This is a genomic window from Pseudoxanthomonas sp. 3HH-4, assembly GCF_006716465.1.
In the GTDB taxonomy this organism is placed as follows: Bacteria; Pseudomonadota; Gammaproteobacteria; order Xanthomonadales; family Xanthomonadaceae; genus Pseudoxanthomonas_A.
Genome location: NZ_VFPB01000004.1, coordinates 67,612 through 85,615, shown reverse-complemented (window position 1 = coordinate 85,615; position 18,004 = coordinate 67,612). Strand labels below are relative to the sequence as shown.

General features: G+C 68.1%; 17 protein-coding genes. 5 read left to right on the top strand and 12 right to left on the bottom strand.

The window, feature by feature from the left end; all coding sequences use genetic code 11:
* Nucleotides 1–97: 97 nt before the first annotated feature.
* The 7 genes from FB548_RS12570 to FB548_RS12540 form a co-directional block, all read right to left on the bottom strand.
* On the bottom strand, nucleotides 98–1,135 hold the full coding sequence (locus FB548_RS12570; RefSeq protein ID WP_255470542.1) for a LacI family DNA-binding transcriptional regulator: 1,038 nt from the start codon (nucleotides 1,133–1,135) through the stop codon (nucleotides 98–100).
* A gap of 183 nt (nucleotides 1,136–1,318) precedes the next feature.
* On the bottom strand, nucleotides 1,319–1,801 hold the full coding sequence (locus FB548_RS12565) for an OsmC family protein (protein ID WP_142125134.1): 483 nt from the start codon (nucleotides 1,799–1,801) through the stop codon (nucleotides 1,319–1,321).
* The gene (locus tag FB548_RS12560) at nucleotides 1,798–2,481 is read right to left on the bottom strand and encodes a DUF3365 domain-containing protein (RefSeq protein WP_142125133.1); all 684 of its coding nucleotides are present in this window, start codon (nucleotides 2,479–2,481) and stop codon (nucleotides 1,798–1,800) included. Before FB548_RS12560 ends, FB548_RS12565 begins: the two co-directional genes overlap by 4 nt.
* Nucleotides 2,478–5,729, bottom strand: a complete 3,252-nt coding sequence (locus tag FB548_RS12555; RefSeq protein ID WP_142125132.1) for an efflux RND transporter permease subunit — start codon at nucleotides 5,727–5,729, stop codon at nucleotides 2,478–2,480. Before FB548_RS12555 ends, FB548_RS12560 begins: the two co-directional genes overlap by 4 nt.
* Nucleotide 5,730: 1 nt before the next feature.
* Nucleotides 5,731–6,804 (bottom strand): efflux RND transporter periplasmic adaptor subunit, encoded by a 1,074-nt coding sequence (locus FB548_RS12550; protein WP_255470541.1) that lies wholly within the window; start codon nucleotides 6,802–6,804, stop codon nucleotides 5,731–5,733.
* A 14-nt stretch (nucleotides 6,805–6,818) separates the two neighbouring features.
* Nucleotides 6,819–7,022, bottom strand: a complete 204-nt coding sequence (locus FB548_RS12545; RefSeq protein ID WP_142125131.1) for a DUF2892 domain-containing protein — start codon at nucleotides 7,020–7,022, stop codon at nucleotides 6,819–6,821.
* A gap of 35 nt (nucleotides 7,023–7,057) precedes the next feature.
* Nucleotides 7,058–8,329, bottom strand: a complete 1,272-nt coding sequence (locus FB548_RS12540) for an FAD-dependent oxidoreductase (RefSeq protein ID WP_142125130.1) — start codon at nucleotides 8,327–8,329, stop codon at nucleotides 7,058–7,060.
* Nucleotides 8,330–8,436: 107 nt separating this feature from the next.
* Between FB548_RS12540 and FB548_RS12535 the strand changes: the two genes are divergently transcribed.
* The 5 genes from FB548_RS12535 to FB548_RS12515 all read left to right on the top strand — a co-directional run bounded on the left by FB548_RS12535 (nucleotide 8,437) and on the right by FB548_RS12515 (nucleotide 10,859).
* Nucleotides 8,437–8,826 (top strand): rhodanese-like domain-containing protein, encoded by a 390-nt coding sequence (locus FB548_RS12535; RefSeq protein ID WP_142125129.1) that lies wholly within the window; start codon nucleotides 8,437–8,439, stop codon nucleotides 8,824–8,826.
* Nucleotides 8,823–9,182 carry a metalloregulator ArsR/SmtB family transcription factor gene (locus tag FB548_RS12530; RefSeq protein WP_142125128.1) on the top strand — a complete coding sequence of 120 codons (360 nt, stop codon included), beginning with the start codon at nucleotides 8,823–8,825 and terminating at the stop codon, nucleotides 9,180–9,182. The genes FB548_RS12535 and FB548_RS12530 overlap by 4 nt, the downstream gene beginning before the upstream one ends.
* Complete coding sequence (locus tag FB548_RS12525) at nucleotides 9,179–9,544, top strand: rhodanese-like domain-containing protein (protein WP_221625956.1); 366 nt, start codon at nucleotides 9,179–9,181, stop codon at nucleotides 9,542–9,544. The genes FB548_RS12530 and FB548_RS12525 overlap by 4 nt, the downstream gene beginning before the upstream one ends.
* 20 nt (nucleotides 9,545–9,564) lie before the next feature.
* Nucleotides 9,565–9,918, top strand: coding sequence for a carboxymuconolactone decarboxylase family protein (locus FB548_RS12520; RefSeq protein WP_142125127.1), 354 nt, complete (start codon nucleotides 9,565–9,567; stop codon nucleotides 9,916–9,918).
* A gap of 80 nt (nucleotides 9,919–9,998) precedes the next feature.
* Nucleotides 9,999–10,859, top strand: a complete 861-nt coding sequence (locus FB548_RS12515) for an MBL fold metallo-hydrolase (protein ID WP_142125126.1) — start codon at nucleotides 9,999–10,001, stop codon at nucleotides 10,857–10,859.
* 6 nt (nucleotides 10,860–10,865) lie between these two features.
* Here the strand turns inward: FB548_RS12515 and FB548_RS12510 are convergent, their stop codons facing one another.
* The 5 genes from FB548_RS12510 to thrA form a co-directional block, all read right to left on the bottom strand.
* The gene (locus tag FB548_RS12510; RefSeq protein ID WP_255470568.1) at nucleotides 10,866–11,561 is read right to left on the bottom strand and encodes a murein L,D-transpeptidase catalytic domain family protein; all 696 of its coding nucleotides are present in this window, start codon (nucleotides 11,559–11,561) and stop codon (nucleotides 10,866–10,868) included.
* Between the two features lie 98 nt (nucleotides 11,562–11,659).
* Nucleotides 11,660–12,700, bottom strand: a complete 1,041-nt coding sequence (locus FB548_RS12505) for a L,D-transpeptidase (RefSeq protein WP_142125124.1) — start codon at nucleotides 12,698–12,700, stop codon at nucleotides 11,660–11,662.
* 201 nt (nucleotides 12,701–12,901) lie between these two features.
* The gene (gene thrC / locus FB548_RS12500; RefSeq protein WP_142125123.1) at nucleotides 12,902–14,191 is read right to left on the bottom strand and encodes a threonine synthase; all 1,290 of its coding nucleotides are present in this window, start codon (nucleotides 14,189–14,191) and stop codon (nucleotides 12,902–12,904) included.
* A gap of 53 nt (nucleotides 14,192–14,244) precedes the next feature.
* Nucleotides 14,245–15,174: a homoserine kinase gene (locus FB548_RS12495; RefSeq protein WP_142125122.1), complete on the bottom strand. Its 930-nt coding sequence runs from the start codon at nucleotides 15,172–15,174 to the stop codon at nucleotides 14,245–14,247.
* Between the two features lie 31 nt (nucleotides 15,175–15,205).
* Entirely contained in the window at nucleotides 15,206–17,698 is a 2,493-nt protein-coding gene (thrA, locus tag FB548_RS12490) for a bifunctional aspartate kinase/homoserine dehydrogenase I (RefSeq protein WP_142125121.1), read from the bottom strand.
* Nucleotides 17,699–18,004 lie beyond the last annotated feature (306 nt).

Below are 18,004 nucleotides of genomic sequence, written 5' to 3'. Positions count from 1 at the left end.
GCGCGATAACCTGTAGGTGCAGAAAGCTGGCGTTATCTGGATTTCCTGACGCGTGTGGGCCGCGGTCGCGACTCACGTCGCTCCTACAACAGCGTGGTTACTTCGTCGCCGTCGACCCGCGCAGCGCCAGCCTGACCGGGATGGTCTGGCTTTCCGCCGGTTCACCATTGATCAGTGCCAGCAATGTTTCGACCAGCAGGGCGCCTGCGCGCTTGGTGTCCTGCTGCACCGTCGAGAGGCCGGGGTTGACGAAGCTGGCCAGCGGAATGTCATCGAAACCGGCCACGGCGATATCTTCCGGCACCCGCAGGCCGCGCTCGAGCAAGGCCTTCATTGCGCCCGCCGCGATCAGGTCGCTGGCAGCGAAAATCGCATCGAACGGCACGTCACGCGCGAGCAGTTCGCAGGCGGCTTCATGGCCGGACTGCTCGGTGGTGATGGCATCCACCTGCAGGGCGGTGTCCGCCTCGACGCCTGCGACGTCCAATGCCTGCCGGTGTCCGAGGTAGCGCTCGAAGAACTCGGGATAGTGGTTGGACGCGTGCCCGAGGAAGGCGATGCGGCGACGCCCCTGTTCGATAAGGTGCGCGGTGATGTCGTGGCCGCCCTGGGTGTTGTCGCACCCGATCGACACGCCCGGCGTACCCGGCTGCACGGCGCCCCAGCGCACGAAATGCGTGCCCTGCTCCACCAGCCGCTCCAGGCGGCCGCGCGATTCGAGGTAATCGCCATACCCCAGCAGGATGATGCCGTCGGCCTTCTTGCTGTCCTCGTAGTCGGCCTGCCAGTCGGTCGACAACTGCTGGAACGAGATCAGCAGATCGTAGCCACGCAGCGCACAGGCGCGCGTGATGCTGCCCAGCATGGACAGGAAGAACGGGTTGATGGACGACTCGTCCGGGGTGGGGTCTTCGAAAAACAGCAGCGCCAGCGTGCCGGAATGTTGGCGCCGCAGGTTGGAGGCGTTCTTGTCGACCTTGTAGTTCAGCTGCTCGGCGATGGCCAGGATGCGCTTGCGCGTCTCCTCGTTGACCATCGGGCTGCCGCGCAGCGCGCGCGAGACGGTGGGCTGCGACACGCCCGCGAGATGGGCGATGTCCAGCGAAGTGGCCTTCCCCTTGATGGGCGCGATCACGGACGGCTTCGGATGCGGACTGCGGAAGTCCTGATCATGCCACGCCCGAGGGCCGGCGGCGATCCGGGAGCGCGGGGCTTGCCCGGCCTTTCCGCACCCGGGTGGGAGCGATGTGAGTCGCGAGAGGCCTGCGGTAACGCCTCATCGCGACTTGCGTCGCTCCCACAAGAGCAGCCCCCCAGCTCAGGAATCGGCCTGATCCGTCCGCACCGTACCGTGCAGCTGGACGCCGTCGGCATCGGTGATGCTCACGGACACATCGATGCCGTGGCGGACGCTCTCCGTCACCACGCAGAAATTCTCGAACTGGGCCAGGATGCGTTCCAGCGAGGCATGCGCCGTGCCGGTTTCTGCAAGCCGGATGTCGGCATGGATGTGACCCACGCGCAGCCGCCCCTGTTCGTTGCGGACCAGTTCGGCCGTCGCATGCGTCACCAGCTTGCCTGGTGAATTCTTGAACTTGCGCAGTGCGAACAGCAGGCTGGCCGACAGGCAGTTGGCCACGGCAGACACCAGCAGCCGCGTCGGGTTCGGCCCCTCACCCCTGCCCAGTGGCTCCGGCTCGTCGGTCATCAGCTCGGCGATGGTGGTGTCGTCGAAGCGGATGCGGAAGCTGTAGTCCTCTTCCTGTTCCAGGGTTATGCGGATCGGCGCGTCGGTGCTCATGGCGTGGCCTCCTGAGGGGTGTGGGCAGCGGCGGGCACTTCGACCCACAGCCCGCCGCGCAGGTCGCCCACCGCGAAACCGGTGGCCGCATCGTCAGGATAATGCGCCGCGATGGCAGTGCGGACGGCCGGGGCGACCTGCGTGCCATGGCAGGCCAGGCAGCCGGGTTCGGTGGCGATGCCCCGCATCAGGCGCAACGCGACGCCCTCGGGCAGGCCTTCGCGAACCACCGACACCTGCTCCGCGGCGGACGCACCCTCCAGGACGGCTTGCTGGAAGGCCTCCAGCGTGGCGAGCTGCCAACCGTCAGCAACATGTCCGGCGTTGCGGTGGCGTCCGGGCAGCGCGACGCGGCCCAGGCGCACGCCGTGCTCGGCCATCACCGCGTCTGCGATGGCCGGCGCCTCGGCATGGCAGACCTCGACGGCAGCGGTGGGGCCACCGGCCTGCATCGCCGCCTGCAGGCGGCCACGCAGACGACCGCTGAAGGCCTGTGCGGCCGCCTTCGCGCGGTCGAGATCGGGATCGATCGGTGCCGTCCGTGGCGTTTCGGCGCCCTGCCCCGGGTCGGCTTCCGCCACGTGGCGGTCAGCGTCACCGACGTCCCCGGGGGCACATGCCGCGACGGCCCATGCCAAGCAAGCCAACCACAGCAGCCGAGAGGGGTTCGATAGATTCATGCCTTGGATTCCTTGTGTGCGCGCTGCTTCAGCCCGTAGTACAGCAACGGAATCACCACCAGCGTCAGCACCGTGGACACCAGGATGCCGAAGATCAGCGAGATCGCCAGGCCATTGAAGATGGGGTCGTCCAGGATGAAGAACGCACCCGCCATCGCCGCCAGCGCAGTCAGCGCGATCGGCTGCGCGCGCACCGCGCAGGCGTCGACGACCGCCGACTCCAGCGTCTGCCCGCGCTCGACCAGGTGGTTGATGAAGTCCACCAGCAGGATCGAGTTGCGCACGATGATGCCCGCCAGCGCGATCATGCCGATCATGCTGGTGGCCGTGAACTGCGCGCCCAGCAGGGCGTGGCCCGGCATCACGCCGATCACGGTCAACGGGATGGGCGCCATGATCACCAGCGGCACCACGTAGTTGCGGAAGTAGGCCACCACCAGCAGGTAGATCAGCACCATGCCGGCCGCATAGGCGATGCCCATGTCGCGGAAGGTCTCGTAGGTGATCTGCCACTCGCCATCCCACTTGATGCCGAAGGCGGTGGTGTCCGGGGGCTGGCGGATGAAGAACTGCGCCACCTGCTGTCCGTCGATGGCGTTGTCGGCGATCTGGCCGACCAGGTCGAACATCCCGTACAGCGGGCTGTCGACGGTGCCGCTCTCGTCGCCCATCACGTACACCACCGGCAGCAGGTCCTTGTGGTGGATGGCGCCATCCCACCACGTGGAGCGCACCTGCACCAGTTCCGACAACGGCACCAGTTGGCCGTTGCCGCCGCGTACCCGCAGCGCGAGCAGGCCGTCGAGCGAGGCCTGGTCGGCCACCGGCAGGCGCAGGCGGATGGGGCGTGGATACTTCGAGCCGCCATCGATCACGTGGGTCGCGTCCAGCCCCGACAGGCCGGCGGCGATCGTCTCGGTGATCGCAGCCTGCGGCACGCCCAGGCGTGCAGCGCGCAGACGGTCGATCACCAGAATGTCGCGGCGCGCATCGGCTTCCACGCTGGTGTCCACATCGACGATGCCGTCGGTAGCCAGGAAACGCTGTTCGAGCGCCCGCGCCACCTGCCGCTGACGGGCGTAGTCGGGCCCGTACACTTCGGCGACGATCGGCGACAGCACGGGCGGCCCGGGCGGCACTTCCACCACCTTGACCGACGCACCGTGGCGACGGCCTATCGCGTCCACCTGCGGGCGCAGGGCGACGGCGATCTCGTGGCTCTTGCGGTCGCGGTCGTGGCGATCCACCAGGTTCACCTGCAGGTCGCCGACGTTCGCCCCCTCGCGCAGGTAGTACTGCCGCACCAGCCCGTTGAAGTTGATCGGTGCGGCCGTGCCGGCATAGCCCTGGTAGTGCAGGACTTCCGGCGTACGGTCCAGCACGCCGGCCAGTTCGGCCAGCAGCGCGTTGGTGTCCTCCAGCGCGCGTCCTTCGGGCAGGTCGACCACGATCTGCAGTTCGGACTTGTTGTCGAACGGCAGCATCTTCAGCACCACCAGCTTGAACACGGCCAGGCTGGCGGCCAGCGCCACCAGCACGGCCATGGCGACGAACAGCAGGCGTCGGCGCCGCGCACCCGCGCCGGCATCAAGGAACGGCGACATCACGCGCTCGAACAGGCGATGCAGGCGCGCGGCCATCGTGCCTTCCGCATGCCCGTGGGCAGCGCCCTCACCCGCATGCACGACCGCATGCCGCTTGAGCAGCTTCAATGACAGCCAAGGCGTGACCACCAACGCGATCATCAGCGACAGCAGCATGCCGACCGACGCGTTGATCGGAATGGGCCGCATGTAAGGCCCCATCAGGCCGCTGACGAAGGCCATGGGCATCAGCGCCGCGAGCACGGTGAAGGTGGCCAGGATGGTCGGACCGCCCACTTCATCCACCGCCGGCGGGATGGCCTCGGCCAGTGATTTGCCGCCCTGCGCCATGTGGCGGTGGATGTTCTCCACCACCACGATGGCATCGTCCACCAGGATGCCGATGGAGAAGATCAGCGCGAACAGCGATACGCGGTTGAGCGTGAATCCCATCGCCCACGACGCGAACAGCGTGACCGCCAGCGTCAGGACCACCGCGCTGCCGATGACGATGGCCTCGCGACGGCCCAGCGCGAACAGCACCAGCAGCACCACCGAGCCGGTGGCGAAGACCAGCTTCTTGATCAGCGTCTGCGCCTTGTCGCTGGCCGTCAGGCCGTAGTCGCGCGTGGTCTCCACCTGGATGCCGTCGGGAATGACGGTGCCGCGCAAGGCCTCCACCCGCGCCAGGGCGGCGGACGTGATGTCGGCCGCATTGCTGCCCGGCTTCTTGGCGATGGCCAGCGTCACCGCCGGCGCCACGCCACTTGCAGGTCCCGCGCGCGTGGCGGGCGCCCCGTGCCACACATAGCTCGACGGCGCATCGGCCGCATCGCTTACCGTCGCCACGTCTTCCAGGCGCACCGGCTGTCCGCCCGCCACGCCCAGCACCAGGCCGGCCACGTCCGCGCGGTCGGCCAGGAACTGGCCGGAAGTCACCTGCACCACCCCATCCGTACCGACGCGCTCACCCGCCTGGCGCGCCAGGTTGGCGGCCTGCAGCGCTGTAGAGAGATCGTTCACCGCAAGGCCATGGCTGGCCAGCCGCGCCGCATCGAGCTGCACCATCACCGCCCGTTCGGGCGCGCCGAGGGTGAACACGTCGCGCGTGCCGGGGATGCGCTTGAGCTCGGTTTCCAGCGTGTGGGCCACCTCGGCCAGGTCGCGTGCGCCGCGCTGCGGATCGTCCGTCCACAGGGTCAGCGCCATCACCGGCACGTCGTCGATGCCCTTGGGCTTGATGATGGGCTGGCCTACGCCGAGGTTCGCCGGCATCCAGTCCTGGTTCGAGAACACTTTGTCGTACAGGCGCACCAGCGCGGGCTGACGCTTGACGCCCACGTCGAACTCCACCGTCAGCACCGCCATGCCGGGCCGGCTGATCGAATACGTGTGCTTGATCTCCTCGATCTCGGACAGTTTCTGTTCCAGCGGATAGGTCACCATCTGCTCGACCTGGCGCGCATCCGCGCCCGGGAACGGCACGATGACGTTGGCCATGGTGACGTCGATCTGCGGCTCTTCCTCGCGCGGCGTGATCATCACCGCCACCAGCCCCAGCAGCAGGCCGAGCAGCGCGAGGATCGGCGTCAGCGGATTGGCCTGGAAGCTGCGCGCGATGCGACCGGAGATGCCCAGTCGCGGCGGTGACGTCAGCGGAGCCATGTCAGCGCTCCTTGCGCGCGGCGACCAGCGCCTGCTGCGCGGCCACCGGATCGACGGCGACGGCGTCGCCTGGCTTGAGTCCCGAGATCACGTCGACATGCTCGGCAGCGACATCACCCAACCTGACCTGGCGCAGCGAAAGCCGGCCGTCGACGAGCACGTAGACGGCCGTCACCTCGCCGCGGCGCACCAGTGCGCTCGCGGGCACGCGGGGGAACGCGGCGCCTTTCACCGCCGGAAACGCCACCTTGGCAGTAACCCCCGGTTGCGGCGGCGCATCGAGCGCAGGAAGTTGCACGCGTACGCGCACGGCATGGGTAGACGCGTCGGCCGCGGGAAAGACGGTGACGTCATCGGCCTCGATCTGTCGTCCGCTGTCCAGCGTGACCGTGGCCACCGGGGCGGCGCGTATCGCCTCGGCTTCGGACTGGGGCACGGCGACGTCGATGCGCAACGCATCCGGGGCGAACACGGTCATCAGGGTCTGGCCGACTCCCACGCTCTCGCCCGGTTCGACATCGCGGGTGGCGACGATACCCGCATAGGGCGCGCGGATGGTGGTGTAGTCGGTCTGCTGGCCGGCATTCGCCAACTGGGCACGTGCGGCATCGCGCGCGGCGAGGGCCGAGTCGCGCGCCATCCGGGCCTGGTCCAGCTGCGCCCGGGAAACGAACTGGCCCTTGGCCAGGTTGGCGAAGCGCTGATAGTTGGCGTCCGCTTCGGTCGCGGACGCTTCCGCCGCGCGCACCTGGGCTCGTGCGGCGTCGACACCGGATTGCTGCTCGACCGCACTGAGCCGCACAAGCACATCGCCAGCGGCCACGCGATCGTTGACATCGCGCGACACGGCGATGACGCGCCCGTTCGTCTGCGCCGACAGCGTGGCCTGGCGGACAGCCTCCACCACGCCTTCCCAGGCGCGACCGTCCGCCACGTCGGCAGCATGCACCTGGAAGGTCTGCAGTCCGTCGATGCGCGCGGGAGGCGCGGCGGGCTCTTCGTGCCCGCATGCGGCAAGCGTGACCATCAGCAACAGCGGCAACAACGGGCGCGAAGGCATCACGGTGCGACTCACGGCAGGCCTCGCTCTCACTTGAATGCGCAGCCGGCGCGCACGCCCAGCTTGCGGAAGACGATGGCCGCCGGACAGAAGCCGGTGACGCTGGCCTGCAGCATGTTCACGCCGATGAAGACGGTGAACCACAGCCACAACGGTGAAACGAAGTGGGCAAGCGCCAGGCTGGCGAGGGTCATCACGCCAGCGAAGGCGAGGACGGCACGGTCGAGGTTCATGGTGGCGTTCTCCGGAAAGGTTCGGGGGGCGGGCATCAGCGGGTGCGCATGATGCCGAGCAGCTTGAGGACGTATTTCTCGTAGATCGGTTCCGTGTTGCCGGACTTCATCTTCATCAGGAAGTACTTCTCGAACGCGATCTTGGCCACGTGCACCCACTTGCCGACCTTGGCCCAGGTGACGTTGCGTGGCGGCATCTGCGGCAGTGCCACGAAGGCGGCGCCGGTGTCGCCCATGTCGGCCAGGCAGATCGCATTCCAGGTGGCTTCAGCCGTGGCGGGCGTGCCGGCCAGTTCGGCCTGGATGTTGTGCGCCACGGCGGTCACCATGGACTCGATCATGAAGCCGGTCTTCGGCGCGCCCGTCGGCACCGGCGTGGCCTCCACCGACGGGATGGCCACGCACACACCGAGCGAGAAGATGTTGGGATAGGCAGGGTTGCGCTGGTGCTTGTCGATCAGGATGAAACCGCGCGGATTGCACAGCCCCTCGCCCTGGCGAACCGCGGACACGCCGGTGAACGCAGGCAGCACCATCGAATACGTGAACGGCAACGTGTGCGCCTTCTTCGGCTGGCCGGCGTCGTCCATTTCGGACACGTCCATCTCGCCCTCGCGCACCGCCGTGATCTTCGCGTTGGTGATCCACCGGATGTGGCGCTGGCGGAACTCGGACTCCATCAAGCCCTTGGAGTCGCCGACACCTCCAAGACCCATGTGTCCGACGTACGGTTCCGGGCTCACGTAGGTGATCGGCACCTTGTCGCGCACCTTGCGCTTGCGCAGGTCGCTGTCTAGGATCATCGCGAATTCATACGCCGGACCGAAGCAGCTGGCCATCGGCGCGGCGCCCACGACGACCGGGCCCGGATTTTCGAGGAACGCCTGGTACGCCTGCCACGCGGTGGTCGCATGCGGCGTGGTGCAGATCGACTGGGTGAAGCCACCTTCAGGCCCCAGACCCGGCACCTCGTCGAACGCCAGTCGCGGCCCCGTCGCGATCACCAGATAGTCGTAATCGACGTAGCGCCCGTCGCGCAGCAGCACGCGGTTGGCGCCCGGCTCGACCCGCTCGGCGCCGGCGCCTTCGAAGGCGATCTTCTTCTTCGCCAGGTAGCGGGCGACCGGCATCTCGACATCGGACGGCTTGCGCCAGCCCACGGCGACCCAGGGATTGGACGGCGTGAACGAGAAACGGTCGCCCTCGCCGATCACGGTGATCTCCGGACCCTGGCCAAGGGTGCCGCGAAGCTCGTAGGCGGCGCTCATGCCGCCGATGCCTGCGCCCAGTACGACGATGCGTGCCATGTCTTCCCCTCCAGGTCCGATGGCGCCCCCGGCGGGAATGCCGGTCGGCTTGCAATGCAAATTAGCATTTACTAATATTAGCGTCAACTAATGTATTGGAGGCATCCATGGCACGCACCGTCCAGGATCTGGTCGCCGAGGCTCGTGGCCGCATCGAAGAGATCGCGCCCGACCAGCTCGCCGTTGACGAACACAGCACCGTGATAGATGTACGCGAGCCCGAGGAGTACGCGCAGGGCCATTTGCCAGGCGCCATCAACCTGCCGCGTGGCGTGCTGGAGTTCCAGATCCATGCGCATCCGGCGATGGCCTGCACAACCAGCGAGGCGCTGGCCGCCCCCGATCGCGACGTGGTGCTCTATTGCCTGACCGGAGGCCGCTCCGCGCTTGCGGCCGACAGCCTGCAGGCGCTCGGCTTTTCGCATGTCCGCTCGCTTGCCGGCGGCCTCACCGCATGGCGCAATGGAGGCCTGCCCCTGACCACGGAGCCCGCATGACCGGCAACCCTCCCACACCCGCGTTCGACGTGGCCGCCATGCAGGCGCATGCGGGCGACGCTGCGCAACTGCTCAAGGCGCTCGCCAACGAGAAGCGCCTGCAGATCCTGTGCTTGCTGGCCTCGGGCGAGCGCTCCGTGGGCGAGATCAACGCCCTGCTCGACCTGAGCCAGTCGGCGTTGTCGCAGCATCTGGCCGTGCTGCGCGAAGAAGGTCTGGTACAGACACGGCGCGAGGCGCAGAACGTGATCTATACGTTGACGCCGGGACCGGCGGCAGAGGTCATGCAGACGCTCCATGGCATTTATTGCGCCCCCGCCGCCGCCCCACGAAAGTACCCGAGGACATCCCGATGATCGCGATGCTGAAGACCCTGTTCGGCGTCGGAGCCGCGCAGGTTTCGCCGCGCGATGCCGTGCAACGGATGAACCAGGGCGCGGCGCTCGTTGACGTGCGGGAAGCAGGCGAGTTCGCCGGTGGGCATGTGCTGGGTGCATATCACATCCCGCTGGCCGAACTGCGCGCCGGCGGCCCCGCGCTGCTGGACACCCGCCTCCCGGCCGCCGCTACCGAGATCCTGTTGATCTGCCAGAGCGGCATGCGTTCCCGCCTGGCGCAGTCGAGCCTGGCCGGCAAGGACGCACGCACCTATCTGAACGTCGCCGGCGGCATGTCCGCGTGGCGCGCCGAAAGCTTGCCGGTATCCCGGCAAGACTGACCCTACCTATCGAGAATCCCATGTCCAGTGCAGACCGCTACCAGGAACTGACCACTCGCATCAACCGACATCTCGCTCCCTTCAGGACAGCCGCACCCGCGGTGATGCAGGGCTTCGGCGCCATGGCGCGTGGCGCGATGGCCGCCGGCGCGCTGGACGAAAAGACCAAGGAACTGATCGCCATGGCCATCGGCGTGGCGTCGCGCTGCGATGGCTGCCTCGGCTTCCACGCCAAGGCGCTCGTACGCCTGGGCGCCACGCCGGAGGAGTTCCACGAAATGTTGGGTATCGCCGTCTACATGGGCGGTGGTCCCTCGCTGATGTACGCCGCGCACGCGCTGGAAGCCTTCGAGGAGTTCTCGCAGGCGGCCTGAACCCGCTTGGCCTTGCCTGCTTCGACTGCGATCATCCGCATTCCGCCGCCTGCCGGCCTCGCGACACCGGGAGCAGCGTCATGCCGACACCCTCCGTCCACGCCCAGTTCGATGAAAGCACCAACACCATCAGCTACGTGGTGTGGGACCCCGCCACCGCGCAGGCGGCCATCATCGACCCGGTGCTGGACTACGACCACCGTTCGGGCCGCGCTTCGCACCGTTCCGCCGACGCCCTGCTCGCCTTTGCCGCGGAACAAGGGTTGGCGGTTGCGTGGATCCTGGAGACGCATGCGCACGCCGACCATCTCAGTGCAGCGCCGTGGCTGAAAGAAAAGACAGGTGCGCCGATCTGCATCGGAGAACACATCCGCGACGTGCAGCGCACATTCGCGCCCGTGTTCGGACTGGAAGACGTCAGCGGCGACGGCCGTGAATTCGACCGGTTGTTCCGCGATGGCGAGACGTTCCCGCTCGGCGGGCTGCAGGTCCGCGTCATGCATACTCCAGGCCATACGCCGGCCTGCGTGTCCTACCGCATCGGCGACGCGGTATTCGTCGGCGATACGCTTTTCATGCCCGACTACGGCACCGCGCGCGCGGACTTCCCCGGCGGCGATGCGCGCACGCTGTACCGCTCGATCCACGCACTGCTGTCGCTGCCGGACGACACGCGCCTGTTCCTTTGCCACGACTACAAGGCGCCGGGCCGCGACCACTACGCATGGGAAACCACCGTTGCCGACGAAAAGGCGCGCAACGTGCACATCGGCGGCAGCGTGACCGAAGAGGATTACGTGAAGATGCGCGAAGCGCGCGATGCCACGCTGGCTGCGCCCGTGCTGTTGCTGCCATCGCTGCAGGTCAACATCCGGGCCGGACGACTGCCCGGGCCTGAAGCAAACGGGCGGCGTTACCTGAAAATCCCGCTCGATATCTGAGCTGCGTCAGCCACCCGCGCCCGACGGCGCAGGATGCGCGGCCACGCCCTGGCCGCAGTCCGCGCCCAGCAGGCGCGACTGCTTCAGCCAGGCGGGATCGGGGTAGTACGCGAACACGAACGAGCCGCCGCGGATGCTGTCGATCAGCGGCTGCGCCACGGCCGCGCGGACGGCCGGACAACCGAGGCTGCGCCCCAATCGCCCCTGCGCGCGCACCAGCGCGTCACTGACATAAGGTGCCCCATGGATGACGATGGCACGTTCGCGCGCGTTGTCGTTGAAGCCCGGTTCCAGTCCCTGCAGGCGCAGCGAGTAGCCGTTGGCACCGCGATAGGATTCCTGGGTGACGAACGCGCCCAGGCTGGACATGTAGCTGCCGGTCGCATTGGAGAACCGCGTCGCCAGGTTCTCGCCGGTATTGCGACCGTGCGCGACGCGCTCCTCGAATAGCAGGCGGGCCTTTTCCAGGTCGAACACCCACAAGCGCGGTTGGGTGGAGGGCCGCGAATAATCGATCACGCTGAGCCGACGCATCGGCACGGGTTCGCCACGCCGGATCGAGCACGTCATCGCCCTCGTCGCCATGGAAAGCACGTTGCGGTCGAGCGACGGCGCCGCACGATGCAGGACGTCGACCATGCGCTCCGACGACACTGGTGGCGGGGAGGCTGCGAGTACGGAGCCCGCCGACGGAATGACCATGGCGGCAAGACACAGCGACAGCAGGCGGCGGGATGGGGTCATGACGGCATCCGGGTATCGGTGAAGGAGCGCCAGCGTCCCGATTCCATCCGCAAGGCTCAGCGTACGGCCGTTGTGGGGCTGGCCTCGTCCGATTCCAAGACCGGCACGGACGGCTGGTCATCGGGCGTTGCGCGTACGCCGGGCAGGTCCGACAGCAGCACCGTGGTGCCCGGCTTCAGCACCGCGTACAGACGACGCGCGAAATCCTGCGGAATCCAGAACGCATCCCCGAGCGAACGCAGCGGCGGCATCGGCGCACCCTCTTCGCCCAGCACGCGATGCGCGACCCAGCGATGTTCCTTCTGCTGCGGATCCAGCAGGCTGGGGATGTCCTCCATTTCCGTCGTCATCACCAGCAACACCGTGCCGTTGAGCGCGAAGTCGCGGACCATCTGCAGCGGCGCGGCGCCGATCAGCACACCATTGCGCAGCACCGACACGCGCTGGTCGTACAGGCTGACCAGGATGCTGACCGGCCCGTCGGGGGACGCCGCCTCGTTCCAGTACACCTCGTAGGCCGACAGGTCCGGATGCGCCGCCTGCCCACCCGCGGTGACCGGCGCCAACACGGCGGGATGCACCAGGCTGGCCGGCGACGCCTTCGCGTTCGCCACCACCACCGAGTCGCCGAAGCGGGTGATGCCGAACAGTTTCTCGGCGAACGCCTGCGGCAGGCGGACGCAGCCGTGCGACGCCGGATAGCCCGGCAGGTGGCCGCCATGCAGCGCGATGCCATCCCACGTCAGTCGCTGCATGTACGGCATGGGCGCATTGTTGTACAGGTTGGACCGGTGGTCCTTGTTCTTCTGCAGGATGGTGAACACGCCGGTCGGCGTGTCCTTGCCCGCCTTGCCCGAACTGATCGTCGACACGCCGATGGCGATGCCGTTGCGGTACACGTAGGCACGCTGTTCGTCGAGGCTGACCACCAGTACCACGGGGCCCTCGGGGGCGATCTGCGGATACCACAGGAATTCGCCCGGCTGCAGCGCGCGGACGTCGGCCTGCGGGACGGCGGATTGCGCGTGGGCGGCGAATGGGGCGGCGCCGGCGAGCAGGCTGGCCAGCAGGAGGGTCGGCAACAAGGTGCGCTTCATGGGCGAGAGCTTATCGCAGGTGGGTCGTGCATCAAGGACGGCGACGCCATCATGTAGGAGCGACGTCAGTCGCGACCGTGCACCGGCGACCGCTCTGAAGCCCTCTCCCCCTCATCCCTGGCGCGCATGAGGACGCCGACCACTGCATCAGGCCGTGCGGTCGCGACTGACGTCGCTCCTACAGGGGTGATCTGCAGCCAACTACGCCAGCAGGCGCTCGCGCAAGGCGTCGTAGTCGGCGGGAATCGGGGCTGCCTGCGCAGGACGCGCCAGCAGGTCCGCCAGCGCGGGCGGCACCTCGACCTCGCGGCCGATCAGCGGCTCCACCACGCTCTCGAACTTGGCCGGATGCGCCGTGGCCGCGACCGCCCAGTCGCCACGCTCGCCCTGGGCGCGCAGGTCTTCCAGCACCTTCACCGCTGTCGCCGTGTGCGGGCAATGCACTTCGGCATGGTCGCGGAAACGACGGGCGATCACCTCGCGGATGGTTGCGTCATCGACCGTGGACGCGCTGAACGCCGCACGCAACGCCGCATCGTCGCCCGCATAGAGCCAACGCAAACGCTCGAAGTTGCTGGGCGCACCGACATCCATCGCGTTGGCCAGCGTCGCCACGCTGGCGGCTGGAACATAGTCGCTACCTGCGAAAAAGTCGGGCAGCACGCGGTTCGCATTGGTCGCCAGCACGATCCTGCCGAGCGGCACACCCAGCGCACGCGCCAGGATTGCCGCCATCGCGTTGCCGAGGTTGCCGGTGGGAATGACGGCGCTCAACCTCCGCCCCGTCTCCGCATGATGGGTCAATGCCGCATGTGCGTAGTAGCTCATCTGTGGCAGCAGGCGCCCGAGGCTGATGCTGTTGGCCGAACTCAACGGCGCCTGCGCCTGCAGGTCGGCATCGTTGAGCGCGCGCTTCACCAGCGCCTGACAGTCGTCGAACGAACCCGCCACGCGCAATGCGGTGATGTTGTCGCCGAAACACCCCAACTGGTGCGCCTGGCGCGGCGACACGCGCCCGTCCGGATACAGCACGACGACGCGCAGGCCCGGTTGGCGATGGAACGCTGCGGCCACCGCCGCTCCCGTATCGCCGGAGGTGGCGACGAGGATCGTCAAGGGCGTGGCTTCATCGCGACGCAGCCGCGCCATGCTGGCGGCAAGGAAACGCGCGCCGAAATCCTTGAACGCCGCCGTCGGTCCGTGGAACAGCTCCAGCACATGGTCGCCCGGCGTGCCCAGCGACCGCAGCGGCGCCGGGAAGTCGAAGGACTCGCGGCAGATCGACGCCAGTTCGCCCTCCAGCGCATCGCCGGCGAAGAACGGGGCCAGCAGGGCCGTCGCCGTCTCGGCAATGTCGCGTCCGGGCATCAGGTCGCGGGCGGGCGGAAGTGCCTCGGGGACGTACAGGCCTCCGTCGGGGGCCAGCCCGGCGGCGATCGCCTGACTGAGCGTGACGGTGGGCGCGACATTGCGGGTCGAGATGAAGTTCATGGTCTGTCGTCAGGAAAGCGCCACGCACGAAGCACGGCCGCCGAAAGGGAATTTCAGTTGGGGGGTAGCAGTTCCGCGCCCGTCGCATTGATCGGCGACACCCAGGCCTGGCTGTCGAAGCCCGCGGATGCGAAGGCTGCCTGCACGGCAGGCGCTGCGGCTTCCGCTTCGCCGCGCGACTCGAACCAGGCGAACACACTGGGGCCGGCACCGGAGATGCTGGCCCCCATCGCGCCGGCCTCCAGCGCGGCCTGTTTCGCCGCATCGAAGCCGACGATCAACGGCGCGCGGCGAGGTTCGATCAGCACGTCGCGCAGGCCTTCGCGCACCAACCCGGCATCGCCGGCATGGCAACCGGCAAGCACCAGTGCGAGGTTCGCGCTCTGTGCCACGAAGTCCTTCAGTTCGTACGCGCCCTGCAACGCGGCGCGCGCGCGGCGCGTCTCCAGGATCGCATCCGGATGCACCAGCACGCTGTGCCAATGCTCAGGCACGGGAACGCGTACCAGCCGCTCCGCCGTGGACAGCACCAGACCGCCCAGCAGCATCGGGCCCAGGTTGTCGCCATGCCTGCCTCCACTGGCGACGGCCTCGCCGACCAGCGCGTGCGGGTACAACTGCTCTCGCGTCAGCGGCTCGTCGAGCAGGGCATTGGCTGCGACAAGCGCGGCGACGCAGGATGCGGCGGAACCGCCCATGCCGGAGCCCAGCGGAATGCCCTTCTCGATCTCCACCTCGAACCCGAACGGCAGCGCCAAGGCATCGCGCAGCGAGATCAACGCTGCGCCAGCCGTATTGCCCGGCGCGTCCAGCGGCAGGTCCACGGTGGCGCCGCGGATGGCGGCGATGCGCACGTCCAGCGATTCCGTCCGGCGCACGGTCACCGTGTCGCCGACGCCTTCGATCACATGACCCAGGATGTCGAACCCCACGCCGACGTTGCCCACCGATGCCGGCGAAAACGCACTTGCCTGCTGCCTCATGCCCACTCCATGTCGTTTATGCCCGGATGCGTCACAGCTTCGCGCCCTGCCCCGCCGCCACGCGCAGCACGTCGGCGAACACGCCGGCCGCGGTGACTTCCGGGCCTGCGCCCGGCCCCTGCACGATCAGCGGATTGTCGCAGTAACGGCGCGTGGTGAACTGCACGATGTTGTCGGTCAGGCGCAGGTTGCCGAATGCATGCGCCGCCGGCAGTTCGACCAGCCCCACGCTCGCGCGGCCTTCCGCATCCAGTCGTGCGACGTAACGCAACACGTTGCCGTCCGCGCGAGCGCTCGCCAGGCGGGCATCGAAGCCGGCATCCACCTCGGCCAACCGCGCCATGAAGTCGTCCACGCTGGCCTGTCGCAGCGCTTCCGGCACCAGGCTTTCGACGTGCACGCCCTCCAGCGCCAGTTCGCGGCCCGCCTCGCGGGCCAGGATCACCAGCTTGCGCGCCACGTCGGTGCCCGACAGGTCGTCGCGTGGATCCGGTTCGGTATAGCCAAGGCCGCGCGCTTCGGTGACCAGCCGCGAGAACGGCACGCTGCCATCGAACTTGTTGAACAGCCACGCCAGCGTGCCGGAGAAGATGCCCTCCACCGATACCACCGTGTCCCCGGTATCCAGCAGGTCGCGCAGCGTCGAGATCACCGGCAGGCCAGCGCCGACGGTCGCCTCGTAGCGGAAGCGCGCGCCACTGGCCGCGGCGGCATCCCGGATGGCGTGGTAGCGCGCCAAGGGACCGGCGCCGGCCTGCTTGTTCGGTGTCACCACATGGATGCCGGCGGCCAGCCATTCGGCGTAGCGGTCGGCGACGACGGGGCTTGCGCTGCAGTCCACGATGACCGCATGCGGCATGTGCGCCGACAGCAGGTGCTGGGTGAAGCGGTCGAGGTCGGCGGCCTGTGCACTGGTGTCGAAGCGCGCGCGCCAGTCGTGGTCCAGGCTGCGATCGTCCAGCAGCATCCGCGTGCTTGAGGCGATGGCGCGCAGGCGCAGGTCGAGGTTGGCCTTGGCCAGCAATTGCGGCTGCGCCGCACGCAACTGGTCTATCAATGCCGCTCCCACGTTGCCGGGACCGATCACGCCCACCGCGAAGGTCTGCGGCGACAGCCAGAAGCCGGCGTGCGCGGCACGCAGGGCCTTGGTCGCGTCGGCACTGTCGATGGCCACGGAAATATTCCGCTCGGACGAACCCTGCGCGATCGCCAGGATGTTGACCTGCGCGCGCCCCAGTGCGCCGAACAGACGCGCCGACACGCCTGGCGTGCCGGCCATGCCATCGCCGACCGCGGCCAGCACGCTGACGCCATCGCGGCGCTGCACGCGCTGGATCTGGCGGGTGTCCAACTCGTGTGCGAACGCATCGAGCAGCGCCGCCTGTCCCTTGCCTGCCTCGTTGGCCCTGACCACGCAGCAGATCGAATGCTCCGACGACCCCTGCGAGATCATCACCACCGACACATGCGCGTTGCGCAGCGCCGCGAACACGCGCTCCGCCGTGCCGGGCACGCCGATCAGGCCGGTGCCTTCCAGGTTGAGCAGGGCCAGGTCGGCACTCAGCGTCAGGCCCTTCACCGGGCCCACGGCGTCGCGCTCGGCGGTGATGCGCGTACCGGGATGTTCCGGATGGAAGGTGTTGCGGATGATGATCGGCAACCCGCGTTCCATGGCCGGCGACATGGTCTGCGGATGCACGACCTTGGCGCCGAAGTACGCGAGTTCACAGGCCTCGTCGTAGCTCAGGGCACCCAGCTGCACGGCTTCGGGCACCACGCGCGGATCGGCCGACAGCACGCCATCGACATCGGTCCAGATGTGCAGTTCGGCCGCGTCGTACAGCGCCGCGAAGATCGCACCGGAATAGTCGCTGCCGTTGCGGCCCAGGGTGGTGAAGCGGCCTTCGCGATCGCGGGCGACGAAGCCGGTGACCACCACGCGGCGCTGCGGGTGCGAGGCCTGCCAGGCCGCCAGGCGTTGCGCGCTGGTGTCCCAGTCGACCACCACGCCGAGTTCGCCGTGATCGACCCGCAGCACGTCGCGCGCATCCAGCACGGCGCAGTCTTCGCCCTGCAGCGTCAGGTATTCGCCCAGCAATCGCGCGGAACATACTTCGCCCAGACCCTGTACGCGCTGCAGTACCAGCTCCGGCAGGCCGCCGATGACGATCAGCGCGTTGAGGATCTCTTCCAGTTTCCCGAAGCGTTCGTCCACCCATTCGATCACCGGTCCCGCCGCCTCGCCCAGCAACGCCACGGCGGCGCCGCGGTGGCGTGCTCGCAGCGCATGCCAGCTTTCGTGCCATTCCGGGCGGTTGGCAGCCGCCAGCTCGCACAGTTCGATCAGCGCGTCGGTGACACCCTTCATCGCGGAGACGACGGTGACCTGCACGTCCTCGTCGCGCGCGAGCAGCAACTGCGCCACATGGCGGTAACGGTCGGCATCGGCAACGGAGGTGCCGCCGAACTTGTGGACGACGGTACGGGGTTTGGATTGTTCGACTTCGGCGCTGCGGGACGGCATGGGTCTGGAACCTCGGTAAGGAGGCCCGGCACGAATCAGGAAGTCGGGTGGCCCTGCATCCTGATCCGGGTGCGGGGCCGTGGTTTGCGAGTTACGCGAACACGACCAACCGCACCCGACGAGTCAGGGTGGTAATGGTCGTAATCAGGGTCGTGCGTCCACCGCACGCAAGCGTCGACGCCGCCATCAAGGCCGGGGGCATGTTCGCGGGAGCGTGGGCAAGGGAGCGCATGGATGAAGAAAACCACGACACCCCCGGGGGCTGTCAAGCGTTGCGATGCAACAAAGCCAATGATTTCAGATAGA